This window comes from Cellulomonas sp. CW35 (genome assembly GCF_052378485.1).
In the GTDB taxonomy this organism is placed as follows: domain Bacteria; phylum Actinomycetota; class Actinomycetes; order Actinomycetales; family Cellulomonadaceae; genus Cellulomonas; species Cellulomonas uda.
Genome location: NZ_CP199000.1, coordinates 1,557,810 through 1,573,510, shown reverse-complemented (window position 1 = coordinate 1,573,510; position 15,701 = coordinate 1,557,810). Strand labels below are relative to the sequence as shown.

Sequence of the window (15,701 nt, the reverse complement as noted above, 5' to 3'; positions counted from 1 at the left end):
CGCCCTCCTCGGGCGGGACCACGTCGTCGACCGCGTCAAGCGGTGCGGCCGGGGGCCGCTCGTCGGGCGTGCTCACTCGCCCGGCCGGGGGCGCAGCTCGTAGCGCGGGTTGAAGATCGCGCGGCGCCCGTCGACGAGGCACACCATGCCCTCCGCCGTCAGGCGGCGGCCCGGGATGATGCCGGCGATCTCGCGGCGTCCCAACCACACGAGCGCGAGCGAGCCCGAGCCGTCGTACAGCTCGGCCTCGAGCGCGGGCACACCCTGCCGGGGACGGAACGTCACCGAGCGCAGGACGCCGCTCACCTTGGCGCGACGCCGCGGCGGGGCGCTCTCGACGGTCGTGCAGCCCACGGACCGCCCGGCCTCGACCCGCTCCTCCGCGGCCTCGACCTCGGCCTGCGAGGCCGAGAGCGTGTGCAGCAGCTCCTTGAGCGTCATCGGATCTCCGTGATCTCCGGACCCCGCGTGAGCGGGTCGAAGTCGGGCTCCTGCGCTGCGGGCGGCTCGTCGGCCGCCGGCGCCGCGCCGGGCTCCTGCCGGTTGGGCAGCGTGAGGGTGAGCAGGTCGCGCGGCGGGCGGGCGTCGGTGCCCCGGACGACCACGACCTCGCCGAAGACCCGCTCGAGCACCTGGGCGGCGTCCGGCTCGACCGCCGCGCGGCCCGTGATGACGCCGCGCAGGAACCAGCGCGGCCCGTCGACGCCCAGGAAGCGCGCCGGGCGGTGGGCCGTGCGGCCCTCCGGCGTGCGCGCGGGGAGCCGGGCCAGCAGCTCGCGCCCGAACGGGCCGGGCAGGTCGTCGGCGGCGCCGCCCTGCTGCACCACGGACTGCTGGATCTCCTGACGGATCTCGTCCCAGATGCCCTCGGTGCGCGGTGCGGCGTACGCCTGCAGCTGCAGCGTCGACCCGTCGATCGAGACCGCCGCCGCGGACACCGCGTTCGTGGTCTTGTCGACCTCCATGCGCAGCTCCATGCCGGGCACGCCGGGCAGCCGCAGCGCGCCGAGGTCGAGCCGCGGCAGTGCGGTCGCCTCGTCGTCGGCGTCCCACGGCCCGCCGGCCGGACGCTCCGCGGTGACGGTGTCGAGCGCGTCGTCGGAGGCGGACGCGTCCGCCTCCGCGTCCCCGGTCGGCTCGGCGTCGAGCCGCTCGTCGGCCACCTGGGGCTCGTCGTCGCCCTGCGGGCGGCGCCGGAAAATCGCCACGTGTCACTCCTCCTCGGGCGCTGTCGCGCCCGTCGCGCGCCCGCGCCGTCCGGCGGCGGGCAGCCTGCACTGGTGCTCCTCGTTCGACACTAGCCCGCGCGGCGTCCCGAACCTAGCCGCAGACGGGCCCTCGTCAGGCGTCGGGGCCTGCCGCCTGCTCGGCCGGTGCCGCCGCGGCCGCGGACCTCCACCCGCCGCTCGACCCGAACCCGCCCTCGCCGCGGTGCGAGCCGGGCAGGCGCTCGACCTCGACGAAGCGCACGCGCTCGACCTTCTGCACGACGAGCTGCGCGACGCGGTCGCCGCGGTGCAGCTCGACGGGGTGCTCGACGTCGGTGTTCAGCAGGGTCACCGCGATCTCGCCCCGGTAGCCCGCGTCCACGGTCCCGGGCGCGTTGACGATGGTCAGGCCGTGGCGCGCCGCGAGGCCCGATCGGGGGTGCACGAACGCGGCGTAGCCGTCGGGCAGCGCGATCGCCGTGCCCGTCGGCACCGTGACCCGACCCTGCGGCGGGATCACGACGTCGACCCTGGTCACGAGGTCGGCGCCCGCGTCGCCCGGGTGGGCGTACGACGGGACGGGCAGGTCGGGGTCGAGGCGCTGCAGCAGCACCTCGAGCGCGGGGTCGGTCGTCACGGCGCCGACCCTACCGGCCCCGGTCTGGGATGCTGGTGCCATGTCCGCGAGCTCCGACCCCGCACGCCCGACGTCCGACGAGACGACGCGTCCCGCGTCCGCTCCCTCCCCCGTGCCGGGCGCCTCGTTCGACGAGCGGCTACGCCCCGCCCCGCTGGGGTGGCTCGCGGTCGTCGGGCTCGCGCTGACGGTGTGGGTCGCGCTGCTGCCCGTGGACGCCGTGCTCGCGACCGTCGTCGCGCTCGTCGTCGCCGTCGTCACGGTCGTGCTGGTGCTGCGGTGGACGCCGCGTGTGCGCGTCCACGCCGGCGAGCTGCACGCCGGCCGCGCGCACATCCCGCTGGACCTCCTGCGCGACCCGGTCGTGCTCGAGGGGCCCGCGCTGCGCGAGGCGCTCGGCCCCGGCCTCGACGCGCGCGCCTACGTGTGCCTGCGCGGGTGGATCCGCACGGCCGTGCGCGTCGACGTCGAGGACCCGCAGGACCCGACGCCGTACTGGCTCGTCTCGACCCGCCGCCCCGCCGCGCTCGTCGCCGCGCTCACGCGCGACTGACCCGGCCGGCCCGGACACGACGACGGCCGACCCCCGGAGGGACCGGCCGTCGTCGTACGGGCGCCTGCGGTGACGAAGGACGTCAGGCAGCGCACTCCGAGCAGACCTGCTGGCCGTCGCGCTCGTACGCGAGCTGGCTGCGGTGATGCACGAGGAAACAGCGCGAGCACGTGAACTCGTCCGCCTGGCGCGGCAGGACGCGGACCGAGAGCTCCTCGCCGGACAGGTCGGCACCCGGGAGCTCGAACCCTTCGGCGGCCTCCGTCTCGTCCTCGTCGACCACGCCCGAGTTCTTGTCCGCACGCCGCGCCTGAAGCTCCTGGAGGGAGTCCTCGCTGAGGTCTTCCTCGGTCTTGCGCGGGGCGTCGTAGTCGGTAGCCATGTGGGGCGTCACACTCCGTCTTGGTGTTGCAGGCTGATGAGTACGCGTGATCAATGCATGACTGGAGCCGTTTGTTCCCGCGCGGAGGGGATTGTGCACCACTTCCGGGACGCGTGCGAGCGCAACCTGCGCACTCGGGATCACTCGGACGAGTGATACCGCTCACGCCGTCGTGTCGGCACCCTTCGCCTCGAGGAACGCTACCAGCGGCTCCACGGCGCCGCGCGGCCCGGCGACGGTCATCTCCTGGTCCGCCGGACGCCCCCGCAGACCCGTCACCACCGCGCCCGCCTCCTGCGCGACGAGCGCCCCCGCCGCGAGGTCCCACGGCTGCAGCCCACGCTCGTAGTAGAGGTCGAGAGTGCCCGACGCGACCGCGCACAGGTCGAGCGCGGCGGACCCGAGACGACGGACGTCACGCACGAGCGGGAGCAGCTCGGCGACGACCGCGGCCTGCGCCCGGCGCCGCTCCACCAGGTAGCCGAAGCCCGTCCCGACCAGGCAGCGGTCGAGCGGCCGGGCGTCGTTCGCGCGCAGCGGCACGCCGTCGCGGGTCGCGCCCAGACCTCGGCCGGCGAGGAACGTGCGGCCCTCGACCGGCGCGTGCACCGCACCGGCGAGCACGGTCCACGTCCGCGGTCCGGGAGCGACGTCCAGCGGCGCACCGGGCTCCCCGACGACCGCCGCGACGGACACCGACCACGACGAGAGCCCGTACAGGTAGTTCACGGTCCCGTCGATCGGGTCGACGACCCACGTCACACCGGTCGTGCCCGGCTCGTACCCCTGCTCCTCGCCGAGGATCCCGTCACCGGGCCGCAGCTCGGCGAGCCGTCGCCGCAGCAGCGCCTCCGACGCGAGGTCCATCGCGGTGACGACGTCGACCGGGCTCGACTTGGTGGCGTGCACCTGGACCGTGTCGGGCCGTCCGTCGTGGACCAGCGCACCGGCCTCACGCGCGAGGGTGGCGGCCGTCTCGACGAGGGCCTGGACGTCGTGCGGTGCGGAGGTCGTCATGGCGACCATCCTGCCTGCCCGCCGGGGCGGCCCCGCCACGGGCCCGGCGCGTGCAGCCTGAACCGCAGCGACAGCACCCGCAGCGCGAAGATCCCGACCACCACCGCCGACAGGACGACGGGCGTCCGCCACCCCACGGACCAGCAGACCGCGACCCCGATCGCGCCCAGCATCGACGGGATGGCGTACAGCTGGCGGTCGTGCAGGACGACCGGCACCTCGCCCGAGAGCACGTCGCGCAGCACTCCCCCGCCGGCGCCGGTCATCACGCCCACGATGACCGCCGCCACGGCCGTGGTGCCGTACTCGAGGCCCTTGACGGTCCCGACGACGGTGAACACGGCGAGCGCACCGGCGTCCAGCACGACGATGACCCGCCGCGCGCGCTCCAGCCGCGGGTGGAAGAAATACATGAGGAACGCCCCGAGCACCGCTGTCGTGATCAGCCGCCAGTCCGCGATCCCGACCGGTGGCACGGCGCCGATCAGGACGTCGCGCAGCATGCCGCCGCCCAGCCCTGCGGCCCAGCCGAGCACGACGATCCCGAACACGTCGAACTGCTTGCGCACGGCCGCGAGGGCTCCGGACATCGCGCCCACGAGCACACCGACGAGCTCGAGCACCGGTCCGAACGGGATGTCCTCCACCACGACGGCATGATGACAGCCGGGGCGGTCGCGGGCACCGTCCTGGCGTGTCGCGGTGTGACGATCACGACGACAGGCGGCACACCGGGCGCACCTCCGCCGCGAGACACCCAGAAGGTGGCACCCTCGACCGTGACGCAGTAGGAGGACGCATGGACGAGCTCGAGCTGGTGGGCCTGCACGACGACGGCGAGCACCTGGTGCTCGCGCGCGCGGACGGCCAGCGCTTCCGCGTCCGCATCGACGAGCCGCTGCGCGCCGCGGTGCGGCGCGACCGCCCACAGCTCGAGCAGCTGCGGGCCGAGGGAGCGAGCTCGCTCAGCCCGCGTGAGATCCAGGCGCGCATCCGGGCCGGTGCGACGACGCAGGAGGTCGCGGACGCGTCCGGCCTGCCGGTCGCGCACGTGCGCCGCTACGAGGGCCCGGTCCTCGCGGAGCGCGAGTACGTCGCGGAGCAGGCGCGCGCGACGCGCGTCGGGCGTGACCACGGCGCCCCGGTGCTGGGCGACCTCGTCACGGACCGGCTCGCCGCGCGCGGGGTGGACCTCGGCTCGCTCTCGTGGGACGCGGCGCGTGAGCCGCACGGCCCCTGGTGCGTGCTCGCGCGGTTCTCGGTGGACGACTCGCCGCGCGAGGCCCGCTGGACGTTCGACCCGGGCGCGCGCACGCTCGTCGCGGACGAGGACGAGGCCCGGTGGCTGTCCGAGACGGAGCTGCCCGACGAGCCCGTGGCACGTCGGCACCTGTCGGCGGTGCGGGACGTGGTCTTCGACTTCGAGTCGGTGGGCTCGGTGCGCCACGTCGGCGACGGGCCGGTCGACGACGACACCCACGAGCAGCCGGCGGTGGACGCCGACGAGCGCACGCACGCGCTGCTCGACGACCTGCAGGCGCGGCGGGGCGTGCGGCAGAGCGTCGCCGAGGGCGACGACGACGAGGACGACGGCGCGTTCGAGGGGTTCGGGCCGCAGCACGCGTTCGACTTCACGCGGCTCGACGACGTCCCGGGCGCGCACCCGGCGGACGCGGACCCGCAGCGCGAGGCCGTCGTGCTGCACCCGCGCCGCCCGTCGATGCCTCCCGTCGCGGGGTCGCACGACCTGCCCGCCCGGGCCGACAAGGCCGACTCGACCGTCGCGGTGGCCGACGAGACCGCGCCGCCGTCGGAGCCGACGGCCGAGCCCGCGGTGGAGCCGGCGGCCGAGGAGCGCCCGCGAGCCCGCAAGGGCCGCGCGAAGGTGCCGAGCTGGGACGAGATCGTGTTCGGGGCCCGCCCCGAGTGAGGCACGCGCCGGGGCGAGCGCCCCGGCGGTCCCCCGGCGGTCCCCCGCGTCACACGTCGAGCGTCGGCTGCTCCGCGAGCACGGGCTGGGGGGCGGGCGCCGCGTCCGGCGCGAGCGCGCGCGACGCGGCGGCCGTCATGCGGCGCATGTGGTGGCGCCGGCACAGCACCTCGTACTGCACCTCGCCGTGGTGCGGGTCGGACGCCCCCGCGACGTCGCCGACGACCACCTGCTCGCCCTCGACGACCATGACGCCGTCGACCGTGCGGGCGTTGTGCGTCGCGCGCGCACCGCACCAGCACAGGGCTCGCACCTGGAGGATCTCGACGCGGTCGGCGAGCTCGACGAGCCGTTGCGCGCCGGGGAACAGGCGTGCACGGAAGTCCGACGAGATCCCGAACGCGTACGCGTCGACGCCGAGCTCGTCGACCACGCGAGCGAGCTGCTCGACCTGCGCCGCGGTGTAGAACTGCGCCTCGTCGCCGATGAGGTAGTCCACGGGCCGGCCCTGCGTGCGGCGGCCGAGCACCTCGACCCAGAAGTCGGTGCGGTCGTCGACCTCGTACGCGCGCTTGGTCAGGCCGAGCCGGGACGAGATCGTGGCGGAGCCCGCGCGGTCCTGGCGGGTGAAGAGCAGACCGTCACGGCCCCGCGCCGCGTGGTTGTGGTGCATCTGGAGCGCGAGGGTCGACTTCCCGCAGTCCATCGTGCCCGAGAAGAAGACGAGCTCGGCCACCGCTACCCCCACCCCTGCGTCATGCCACGACGATGCACGGCACCAGCATCTCCTGCGGCGTGAGCGACCCGTGCACGCCGACCATCTCGAGCGACGCGGCGGTCTGCGTGCGCGTGTCCACGACGGTCGCCACACCCGTCATGGCGACCATGAGGTCCCCCACGATCGGCAGCACACGGTCCGCGACGGGACCGAGCAGCCCGGCGTCCACGACCTCCCCGCGCGTGAGGACCACTGCCGCGTCGCCGAGCACGTCGCGCCACGCGTCCCGCACGCGCTCGAGCGGGGCGCCCGTCTCGAGGTGCACGTGGCTCGCGCGCGGCTCCCCCGCCACGAGCGCGACGCCCGCGGCGAGTCGTGGGTCCGTCGCCACGTCCCAGCGCAGCCGGGGGTCGACGTCGACCATCCCGTGGTCCGCGGTCACGACGAGGACGGTGCCGCGAGGCAGCGAGCGCGCCAGCCGGGCGAGCTCCGAGTCGGCGTCCGCGAGCGCGTCGCCCCACGCGTGCGAGCCGACCCCCTGGTGGTGGCCGACCTTGTCGACGTCGCCCCAGTACAGGTAGGCGAGACCTGGCTCGCGCAGCGCGCGCACCGCGGCGTCGACGCGGTCCGCGAGGGACTCCGCGGGCACGTAGCGCGCGCCGCGCAGCGCGGCGCGCGTGAGTCCCGACCCGGCGAACCGCGCGGGCCCGACGCTGGTGACGGTGACCCCGGCGCCCGCGAGCAGCTCGAGCGTGCTCGCGTGCGGCTGGAACTCCTCCGGCTCGGGCGCGCCGCTCCACTGCACGAGGTTCGCGAGCGCGCCCGTGCCCGGAACGCGCACGGTGTAGCCGAGCATCCCGGTCCCGCCGGGCTCGACGCCCGTGCCGAACGTGCCGAGCGCGGTGGCGGTCGTCGACGGGAACGTGCTGGTCACAGGCTCGCAGCCGGCGCCGGCGCGGCGCAGGAACGGTGCGTGGCCGCTGCGCTCGGCGAGGTTGAGGTGGCCGAGCCCGTCGACGAGCACGACGCATACGCGCGGCGCGACGGGCAGGCCGAGCCGCTCCTGCGCGGCGTGCCACGCGCCCGCGACCGCGTCGAGCGAGGTGGCACCCGCGGGCGCCGTCCCGGTCAGCACCGCGCCCGCCGCCGCGACGAGGACCGAGCCGAGGCCCGCACGCGCGTCGGAGCCGGGGAGCACGAAACCGTGCTGCTCGACGGCTTCCTCGAGGACCGCGGGCAGAGCCCGACCCTCCACGTGGGTCACCACGTCAGCGAGCCGCGCTGGCCGCGGAGAGCGTGCGCGCGAACTGGGTCGCCGCGCGCACGGACTCGGCGCCCTCGGCGGCGGCGCTCACACGCACGACCACGTCGTCGGGCGCCAGCGTGCCGGTGTAGCCGTGGTCGGCCTCGCACGCCGGGTCGCCGCACGACGCGGGCTCGAGGTCCACGCGCGAGACCGCGCCCCAGCCGATCGCCAGCGTGAGCTCCAGCGTGGGCTTGCCCGCGCTGTGCCTCTCGGGCCGCTCGACCACGTGCGTGAGCACGACCGAGCGCAGCTCGCTCAGCGGCACCGACTCGGTGGTCGCGGAGGCGGCCGACGACGGGTGCTCGGAGTCGGCGGGGTGGTCGTCGACGTGCGCGCAGACCAGGCGCGTCGGGGTCAGGACGAGCACCGTCACGTGCCGGCGCACCTCGGCGGAGTCGAACGTCGTCTCGGGGTGGACGAGGTGCGCCATGACCGGCTCGTCGGCGAGCGCGACGTCGAGGACGTCGGCGACGAGCTCCGGGTAGTACCCGGCGCGGTACAGGTCCTCGTGGAGGGAGCGAGAAGCTGCGGGCATCTGCACATCCTCGCACCGGTCGGCCGCTGCGCCCCAGCGCGCGGGGCGTGGATGTGGACACACGGGCGTCAGCCGCGCTGCAGGCGGCGGGTCGCGTCGGCGCGGTCCGCGTGCGCGAGCGTCGCGCGGGCCGCGAGCGCGACGGCTCCCCGTTCCGCGACGACGACCGGGTTGAGCTCGAGGCTGCGCAGCTCGGGCAGCGCGTCGGACAGGACGGCGACGCGCGCGACGACGTCCTCGAGCGCGGCCACGTCGAGCGGCGGCAGCCCGCGGTACCCGAAGAGCCGCGGCGCGGCGCGCGGCGCGCGCACGAGGTCGGCCACGTCGACGTCGGTCAGCGGCGGGATGCCGTACGACACGTCGCCGAGCAGGTCGGACGCGTCGCCCGACATCCCGAGGCTGAGCACGGGCCCGTACAGCGGGTCCTCGACGGTGCGCAGCACGCACGACGACCCGCGCGGCGCCATCGCCTGCACCTCGAGCGGGGCGACGCCCGCCTCGGAGCGGTGCTGCGCCGCGAGCGCGAGCACCTCGGCGACGTCCGCGCGCAGCTCGACGTCGTCCGCCACGTCGAGCCGGATCCCGCCCAGGTCGGCCCGGTGCCGCAGCGCCGGGACGGTGGTCTTGAGCGCGACCGGGTAGCCGATCGCGCGGGCGGCGGCCACCGCTTCGTCGGCGTCGTGCACGGGCGTCGACGCGAGCACGTCCACGCCGACGGTCGCGAGGAGCTGCGCGGCCTGCGCGGCGGTCAGCTCGACCTCGCGCTCCGCCGCCGCGGGCAACCACCCGCGCACGAGGCGTCCTGCGGCACGCAGGTCCGCGCCCTCGGGGTGCAGGGGCCGGCCGTGGTCGCGCGCGCGCCAGGAGGCGTAGCGCGCCGCGAGCCCGAGCGCGAGGGCCGCGTCCTCGGGCGTCGCGTAGGCGGGCACGGTGCGCGGCGTCCCGTCGGCGTCCGGCGCCGTGAGCTCGTCGGTCAGCCCGTGCAGGCCGAGCATGCACGCCACGACCGTCTTGCCGCTGCTCGCGGCGACGCCCGCCAGGGTTCGGGCGAACGCGAGGTCCGGTCCGCCCACGAGCGGGATCCGCACGACGATCGCGACGTCCACGTCGTCGTCCTCGAGCGCGGCGCGCACCTGGGCGTGCGCCGCCTCGTCGCTCGCGTCCTCCGGCAGGACCTGGGCGCCCGCGACGACGAGCCCGGCCGTCGAGGCGGCCTCCGCGACGAGCGCCGCGACGGACGACGAGCTGGACACCACCGCGACGCGCCGTCCCGCGGGCAGTGGCTGTGCGCCCAGGACCTGCGCGACGTCGAGCATCTGGTGCGTGTTCTCGACGCGGATCACCCCCGACTGCCGCATGAGCTCGTCGACGACGCGGGCGGGCGCCTGGGTCGCGCGGACCGCGTGCCCGGGCGGCACCACGTGGCCGGAGCGGCCCGCGGTCAGCACGATCACGGGCTTGGCGAGCGCGAGCCGCCGCGCGACGCGGGAGAACTTGCGGGGGTTGCCGATCGACTCGAGGTAGAGGCCGACGACGTCCGTGCCGTCGTCGTCCGCCCAGAACTGCATCAGGTCGTTGCCCGACACGTCCGCGCGGTGCCCGGCCGAGACGAACTCCGCGAGCCCGAGCCCTCGGCGGCGCACCGCGGCGAGCAGCGGGACGGCGAGCGCGGCGGACTGGCTGAACAGGCCGAGCCGCCCGGGGCGCGGGAGCTCGTCGGCGAGCGAGGCGTTGAGCGCACCGTCCTCGCCGAGCGACACGACGCCGTAGGACCCCGGCCCGATGACGCGCAGCCCCGCGCCGTGCGCGGCGGCGAGCACCTCGCGCTGCAGCGCGAGCCCCTCGGGCCCGGTCTCGGCGTACCCGGTGCTCGTCAGGACGACCGCGCGGGCGCCCGTCTGCGCGACCGCGCGCACGACCGCCGGCGCGCGGGCGGCGGGGACCGCCAGGACCGCCAGGTCGACCGGGCCGGTGACGTGCGCGAACGCCGCCGTGAACGCCGCGCCGTGGTCGGCCTCGTCCCCGCCGTTCTCGTCGGGCGCCGCCTCCGGCAGCGGGTCCGTGCCCACCGACTGCACCCGCACGGCCGGGTCCGCGAGCGCGAGGTGCGCGACGAGCGCGCGGGCGATGCCCAGGTGCAGCCGGCGCGGGTGCGCGGTACCCGGGAGGGCGGGTCCGACGACGAGCACCGACCGCGCACCCAGCACCGCACGCATCGAGCGCGCCTCGGAGCGGTGCTCCCGGTCCGCCATGACCGCGAGCGACCGGTCCGTGGGGTCGATGTCGAACCCGAGCGCGACCACGCCGTCCTCGGCGTGCTGGCGGACCTCGTACCCGGCGTCGCGGAACACCGCGAGCATGCGACCGTTCTGCGGCAGCACCTCGGCCACGAACCGCCGCACACCGCGCTCGCGCGCCGCCGCGGCGAGGTGCTCGAGCAGCACGGAGCCGACGCCCCGGCCCTGGTGCGCGTCGGACACGTTGAACGCGACCTCGGCCTCGTCGTCGTCCAGCCGGTCGTACCGCGCGACGCCGATGATCCGGTACCCGGGTGCCTCGTCGTCGTCGACGGTCGCGACGAGCGCGACCCGCGCGTCGTGGTCGACCGTCACGAGCCGTCGCAGGTCACGCTCCGGCAGCCGCTCGAGGTGCGCGAAGAACCGCAGGTACGTCGAGCGCTCGGACTGCGCGACGTGGAACGCCTGGAGCGCGTCGGCGTCGGACGGGCGGATCGGACGCACGCGCGCGGTCCCGCCGTCCTGGAGGACGACGTCGGCCTCCCACGCGGCCGGGTACCGTGCCTCCGCCTCGTCGCGGGCCACCTGCTCGTCCATCCCGCCAGGCTAGCGATCCCGCGCGCCTGGCACGTCCACCTCGTCCCGCACGCGACAATGTGGGTCGACCCCACGCCGGACCACGCCGCAGCCGCAGCACCCGAGGAGCGCATCCACCCATGGCGCGTCGCCCCGCGACCCCGAACCTCCCGCCCGAGGACCTCGTCGAGAAGATCGTCGACATCGACGTCGCGACCGAGATGGAGGGCTCGTTCCTCGAGTACGCGTACTCGGTCATCTACTCGCGCGCGCTGCCCGACGCCCGCGACGGCCTCAAGCCCGTGCAGCGGCGCATCCTGTTCCAGATGGCCGACATGGGCCTGCGTCCCGACCGGCCGTACGTGAAGTCGGCGCGCGTCGTCGGCGAGGTCATGGGCAAGCTCCACCCGCACGGGGACGCCGCGATCTACGACGCGATGGTGCGCCTCGCGCAGCCGTTCAGCCTGCGCCTGCCGCTCGTGGACGGGCACGGGAACTTCGGCTCGCTCGACGACGGCCCGGCCGCACCGCGGTACACCGAGGCGCGCATGGCGCCGGCCGCCACGGCGATGACCGCGGAGCTCGACGAGGACGTCGTCGACTTCGTCCCGAACTACGACAACAAGCTCACGCAGCCCGAGGTCCTGCCCGCCGCGCTGCCGAACCTGCTGGTCAACGGCGCGTCCGGCATCGCGGTCGGCATGGCGACGAACATGGCCCCGCACAACCTCGTCGAGGTCGTCGCCGCGGCCCGCCACCTCGTGATGCACCCCGACGCGACGCTCGAGGACCTCATGCGGTTCGTGCCGGGTCCCGACCTGCCGACCGGCGGCAAGATCGTCGGGCTCGACGGCGTGCGCGACGCGTACCGCACGGGCCGCGGCGCGTTCCGCACCCGGGCGACCGCGCGGATCGAGAACGTCACGCCGCGCCGCAAGGGCATCGTCGTGACGGAGCTGCCCTACACGGTCGGCCCCGAGAAGGTCATCGAGAAGATCAAGGAGGGCGTCCAGGCGAAGAAGCTCTCCGGCATCTCGGACGTCGTGGACCTCACCGACCGCGCGCACGGCCTGCGCCTGGTGATCGAGGTCAAGACGGGCTTCGACCCCGACGCCGTGCTCGAGCAGCTCTACCGCGCGACCCCGCTCGAGGACTCGTTCTCGATCAACAACGTCGCGCTCGTCGACGGCCAGCCGCGCACGCTCGGCCTGCGCGAGCTGCTCGAGGTCTGGGTGGCGCACCGGCTGTCCGTCGTGCGCCGCCGCTCGCAGCACCGGCTCGACAAGCGTCTCGAGCGCCTGCACCTGGTCGAGGGCCTGCTCGTCGCGATCCTCGACATCGACGAGGTCATCCAGGTCATCCGGTCGTCGGACGACGCGGAGGCCGCCCGCTCGCGCCTGCGTGTCGTGTTCGACCTGTCGGAGCCGCAGGCGGAGTACATCCTCGAGCTGCGCCTGCGCCGGCTGACGAAGTTCTCGCGCCTCGAGCTCGAGCGCGAGAAGGAGCAGCTGGAGTCCGAGATCGCCGAGCTGCGCGCGATCCTCGCGGACGACGCGCGGCTGCGCGAGCTCGTCTCCGACGAGATGGCGCAGGCCGCCGCGACCTACGGCACGCCCCGCCGCACGATCCTCCTCGAGTCCGCGGGCGGCACGGCGCTCAGCGGTGCGCCCGCTGCGAAGGGCTCGTCCCGCGCCGCCGCACCGTCGCTCGAGATCGCCGACACCCCGTGCTGGGCGCTGCTGTCCGGCACCGGCCTGCTCGCGCGCACCGCGACCGACGAACCGCTCGAGCGTGCCGCCGACGCGCGGCGTTCGAAGCACGACGTGCTGGCCTCGGTCGTCGCGACCAGCGCGCGTGCCGAGATCGGCGCGGTCACCTCCCGTGGCCGGGTCGTGCGCCTCTCGGTGCTCGACCTGCCCGCGCTGCCCCCGACGAACGGCGCGCCGTCGCTCGGGGGCGGTGTCCCGCTCGGCGAGGTCGTCGCGCTCGAGGCGGGCGAGCGCGTCGTCGCGCTCGCGTCGCTCGCCGACGACGCCCCGACGCTCGCGCTCGCGACCGCGCAGGGCGTCGTCAAGCGCGTCGCGCAGGGGGACGTGCCGGGCAACAAGGACGCGTGGGAGGTCGTCTCCCTCAAGGACGGGGACGAGGTCGTCGGCGCCGCGCACGTCACGGACGACGACGAGCTCGTGCTCGTCTCGTCCGACACGTCCCTGCTGCACTTCACCGCCTCGCAGGTCCGGCCGCAGGGCCGCGCGGCAGGCGGCATGGCGGGCATCAAGCTCGCCGCGGGCCAGCGCGTGGTCGCGTTCGCGAGCGTGCCCGCCGCACGCGCCGGTGAGGCCGTCGTGGTGACCGTCGCGGGGTCGTCGTCGGCGCTGCCGGGCACGCAGGCGGGATCCGCGAAGGTCTCGCCGTTCGAGGTCTACCCCGGCAAGGGCCGCGCGACGGGCGGCGTGCGCTCGCACCGGTTCCTCAAGGGCGAGGACGCGCTGATCCTCGCGTGGGTCGGACCCGCTCCCGCGTGGGCGTGCGGCTCGGCGGGGCAGCCTGTCGAGCTGCCGGCGGTGGACCCCCGCCGCGACATGTCCGGCGTCCCCCTGCACGCGCCCGTGCACGCCATCGGGTGAGGCGTCGGGGCGGCGTCCGACCGCGCGCTCAGACCTGAAGCCCCCGGCGCGCCGCGACGAGCGCCACGACGTTGTCGGGCGGCCGCGCGGCGCGCACCTCGCGGGCCGGGGCGGGACGCACGCGGCGACGCTCGCGGTTGTCCCGCGCGACCGCGACGACGAGCAGCGCCTGGCCCACGGTGTACGTGAGCATGACCCAGACGTCGTGGCCCGCGAGGTCCCAGCCGGGCACGAACCGCCCCAGCGCGATGAGCGCGTCGGACACCAGGAACACCGCACCGCCCACCGCGCCGAGCCGCCCGAGCCCGGTGGCGAGCACCGCCATGGCGGTCAGGACGCCCCCGTACACCGCCACCGGCACGAGCAGCGCGCCCGCGTGCGGGGCGCACACCGCGACCAGGACGACGAGCACGCCCGCGTACGCCGCGAGCCGGCCGGGCGCCGTGCGCACCACGCTGCGGCGCACGCGCGGGGCGAACGCGACCACGTAGGCGACCTGCGCGAGCAGGAAGCACCCGACCATCGCGAGGAACGCGGCGTCACCGTCGAGCAGCCGCGGCAGCGAGTCCCCCAGGAACGACGCCGCGAGCGCCGCGAAGGCCCACGTCACGACGCGCCCGCGCGGCCAGCGGGTCGCGGCCGCGAGCACACCCGCGAGCGCGGGCATCACCAGACACTGCGTGAGGTCGGCGAGCGCGTCGGCATCCGCGAGCAGCGCGCCGAGGTGGGTCGCGACGAGCACGACGTAGGCGACGGACCACGACCGCAGCACGGCCGACGAGAGCATCGGGCGTCCTTCCCGCCGGTGTCCCGGCAGCACGACGGCGGACCTCGTCGTCCGCCGGACGGGATGCTACCCGGGCCGACGCGCGCGCCGGGACGCCCGGTCAGGGCTTCGACGCTCAGAGCTCGATCGAGTACAGCGTCGAGCTGTGGAACGCCTCGAACCCCAGCCGCGTGTACAGCCCGAGCGCCCCGGACCGGTTCTCGGTGTCGACCCCGAGCTCGGCGACCTGGATGCCCTCCTCCCGCAGCCGCGCCATGAACGCGGTCAGCAGCGCCGGGGCGATGCCCCGCCCGCGCCACGCTGGCCGGACGCCGAGCAGCTCGACGTAGCCGGAGCTGTAGCCGGCGACCTCCCAGTCCTGCTCGTACCGCCCGGCCACGAGGTAGCCCGCGATCTCGTCGGTCGCATCGTCCACCGCGAGCAGGCTCCACCCGGGCGCGAACTGCGCGCGGCCCTCCTGCCACGACTCGGGAGTACGGGGCTCGCTCCCCCAGTGCGACGCGAACGCGTCGTTGTGCGCGAGCCGCGCGTCCTCGTCGCGCGCGTCGGACCACGCCTCGACGCGCAGGCCGGGCGGCAGGGGCGCGTCCGGGAGGGCGACGTCGAGCGGCCGGCGCATCTCGAAGTACACCCGCACGGGCGTCAGCCCCGCGGACCGCAGCAGGCCCACCGTGGCGGCCGCCTGCTCGGACGCGAACGCACCGATGCGCGCCGGTACGTCCTTGCCGGTCGCGGCGAGGAGCTGGCGCGCCCGGTCGACCTCCCACGCGAGCACCTCGCGCCCGACGCCGCGGCCGCGCCACCGCGGGTGCACGCCGCCCTCCAGGAACGTGCGTACCACGCTCACGTCGCCGGGCGGCTGGACGACGAACGCCCACGCCCGCAGCTCACCGGCCTCGTCGACGCCCGCGAGCGTGTCCCGTGCGATGTCCTTGCCCGAGCCGTCGAAGCGCTCGGCGATCTCCTCGTCCGACGTGCGGAACGGCTCCGCGTCGGCGACCTCGATGTCGTTGACGAGCCGGGTCAGCGCGGGCGTGTCGGACGGCGTGAGCGGACGCCAGGTGAGGCCGGTCGCGGTGGACGGCACCCGGACCTCGGCGGGCGCCTGAGCGCGCTCCGCGATCGGGCGCAGCGTGGTGGTGTCGGAGGACATGCGCCCAGGCTCGGGCCTCGACCGGCTCACGGGCA

15 protein-coding genes are annotated in these 15,701 nt (G+C 75.7%); 3 read left to right on the top strand and 12 right to left on the bottom strand.

The window, feature by feature from the left end:
- Nucleotides 1–72: 72 nt before the first annotated feature.
- From ACT17Q_RS07270 to dut, 3 genes are all read right to left on the bottom strand, one after another.
- Nucleotides 73–441, bottom strand: a complete 369-nt coding sequence (locus ACT17Q_RS07270) for an OB-fold nucleic acid binding domain-containing protein (protein ID WP_094180192.1) — start codon at nt 439–441, stop codon at nt 73–75.
- The gene (locus ACT17Q_RS07265; RefSeq protein WP_444665225.1) at nt 438–1,208 is read right to left on the bottom strand and encodes a DUF3710 domain-containing protein; all 771 of its coding nucleotides are present in this window, start codon (nt 1,206–1,208) and stop codon (nt 438–440) included. Before ACT17Q_RS07265 ends, ACT17Q_RS07270 begins: the two co-directional genes overlap by 4 nt.
- 133 nt (nt 1,209–1,341) lie before the next feature.
- On the bottom strand, nt 1,342–1,887 hold the full coding sequence (gene dut / locus ACT17Q_RS07260; protein ID WP_141319418.1) for a dUTP diphosphatase: 546 nt from the start codon (nt 1,885–1,887) through the stop codon (nt 1,342–1,344).
- Here dut and ACT17Q_RS07255 point away from each other — a divergent pair.
- Nucleotides 1,886–2,398: a DUF3093 domain-containing protein gene (locus tag ACT17Q_RS07255; RefSeq protein WP_444665224.1), complete on the top strand. Its 513-nt coding sequence runs from the start codon at nt 1,886–1,888 to the stop codon at nt 2,396–2,398. The two genes, dut and ACT17Q_RS07255, sit on opposite strands and share 2 nt — an antisense overlap.
- Nucleotides 2,399–2,480: 82 nt before the next feature.
- Here the strand turns inward: ACT17Q_RS07255 and ACT17Q_RS07250 are convergent, their stop codons facing one another.
- The 3 genes from ACT17Q_RS07250 to ACT17Q_RS07240 all read right to left on the bottom strand — a co-directional run bounded on the left by ACT17Q_RS07250 (nt 2,481) and on the right by ACT17Q_RS07240 (nt 4,447).
- The gene (locus tag ACT17Q_RS07250) at nt 2,481–2,780 is read right to left on the bottom strand and encodes a DUF4193 domain-containing protein (protein WP_013883495.1); all 300 of its coding nucleotides are present in this window, start codon (nt 2,778–2,780) and stop codon (nt 2,481–2,483) included.
- Between the two features lie 162 nt (nt 2,781–2,942).
- Entirely contained in the window at nt 2,943–3,806 is an 864-nt protein-coding gene (locus ACT17Q_RS07245; protein ID WP_444665223.1) for an inositol monophosphatase family protein, read from the bottom strand.
- On the bottom strand, nt 3,794–4,447 hold the full coding sequence (locus tag ACT17Q_RS07240) for a TRIC cation channel family protein (RefSeq protein WP_268531592.1): 654 nt from the start codon (nt 4,445–4,447) through the stop codon (nt 3,794–3,796). The genes ACT17Q_RS07245 and ACT17Q_RS07240 overlap by 13 nt, the downstream gene beginning before the upstream one ends.
- Before the next feature lie 149 nt (nt 4,448–4,596).
- Between ACT17Q_RS07240 and sepH the strand changes: the two genes are divergently transcribed.
- Complete coding sequence (sepH, locus tag ACT17Q_RS07235) at nt 4,597–5,727, top strand: septation protein SepH (RefSeq protein WP_444665222.1); 1,131 nt, start codon at nt 4,597–4,599, stop codon at nt 5,725–5,727.
- Between the two features lie 49 nt (nt 5,728–5,776).
- Here sepH and ACT17Q_RS07230 read toward each other — a convergent pair whose 3' ends face one another.
- The 4 genes from ACT17Q_RS07230 to ACT17Q_RS07215 all read right to left on the bottom strand — a co-directional run bounded on the left by ACT17Q_RS07230 (nt 5,777) and on the right by ACT17Q_RS07215 (nt 11,120).
- Nucleotides 5,777–6,463 (bottom strand): thymidine kinase, encoded by a 687-nt coding sequence (locus ACT17Q_RS07230; protein ID WP_094180199.1) that lies wholly within the window; start codon nt 6,461–6,463, stop codon nt 5,777–5,779.
- 19 nt (nt 6,464–6,482) lie between these two features.
- Nucleotides 6,483–7,700: an alkaline phosphatase family protein gene (locus ACT17Q_RS07225; RefSeq protein WP_232514675.1), complete on the bottom strand. Its 1,218-nt coding sequence runs from the start codon at nt 7,698–7,700 to the stop codon at nt 6,483–6,485.
- Between the two features lie 13 nt (nt 7,701–7,713).
- The gene (locus tag ACT17Q_RS07220) at nt 7,714–8,286 is read right to left on the bottom strand and encodes a DUF5998 family protein (RefSeq protein WP_094180200.1); all 573 of its coding nucleotides are present in this window, start codon (nt 8,284–8,286) and stop codon (nt 7,714–7,716) included.
- A gap of 68 nt (nt 8,287–8,354) precedes the next feature.
- Complete coding sequence (locus ACT17Q_RS07215) at nt 8,355–11,120, bottom strand: GNAT family N-acetyltransferase (RefSeq protein WP_444665221.1); 2,766 nt, start codon at nt 11,118–11,120, stop codon at nt 8,355–8,357.
- 119 nt (nt 11,121–11,239) lie between these two features.
- Between ACT17Q_RS07215 and ACT17Q_RS07210 the strand changes: the two genes are divergently transcribed.
- Entirely contained in the window at nt 11,240–13,726 is a 2,487-nt protein-coding gene (locus ACT17Q_RS07210) for a DNA gyrase/topoisomerase IV subunit A (RefSeq protein WP_444665220.1), read from the top strand.
- A 28-nt stretch (nt 13,727–13,754) separates the two neighbouring features.
- Here ACT17Q_RS07210 and ACT17Q_RS07205 read toward each other — a convergent pair whose 3' ends face one another.
- Together ACT17Q_RS07205 and ACT17Q_RS07200 are read right to left on the bottom strand one after the other, a co-directional pair.
- Nucleotides 13,755–14,513, bottom strand: coding sequence for a lysoplasmalogenase (locus ACT17Q_RS07205; RefSeq protein ID WP_094180203.1), 759 nt, complete (start codon nt 14,511–14,513; stop codon nt 13,755–13,757).
- 115 nt (nt 14,514–14,628) lie between these two features.
- Nucleotides 14,629–15,666: a GNAT family N-acetyltransferase gene (locus tag ACT17Q_RS07200; RefSeq protein ID WP_444665219.1), complete on the bottom strand. Its 1,038-nt coding sequence runs from the start codon at nt 15,664–15,666 to the stop codon at nt 14,629–14,631.
- Nucleotides 15,667–15,701 lie beyond the last annotated feature (35 nt).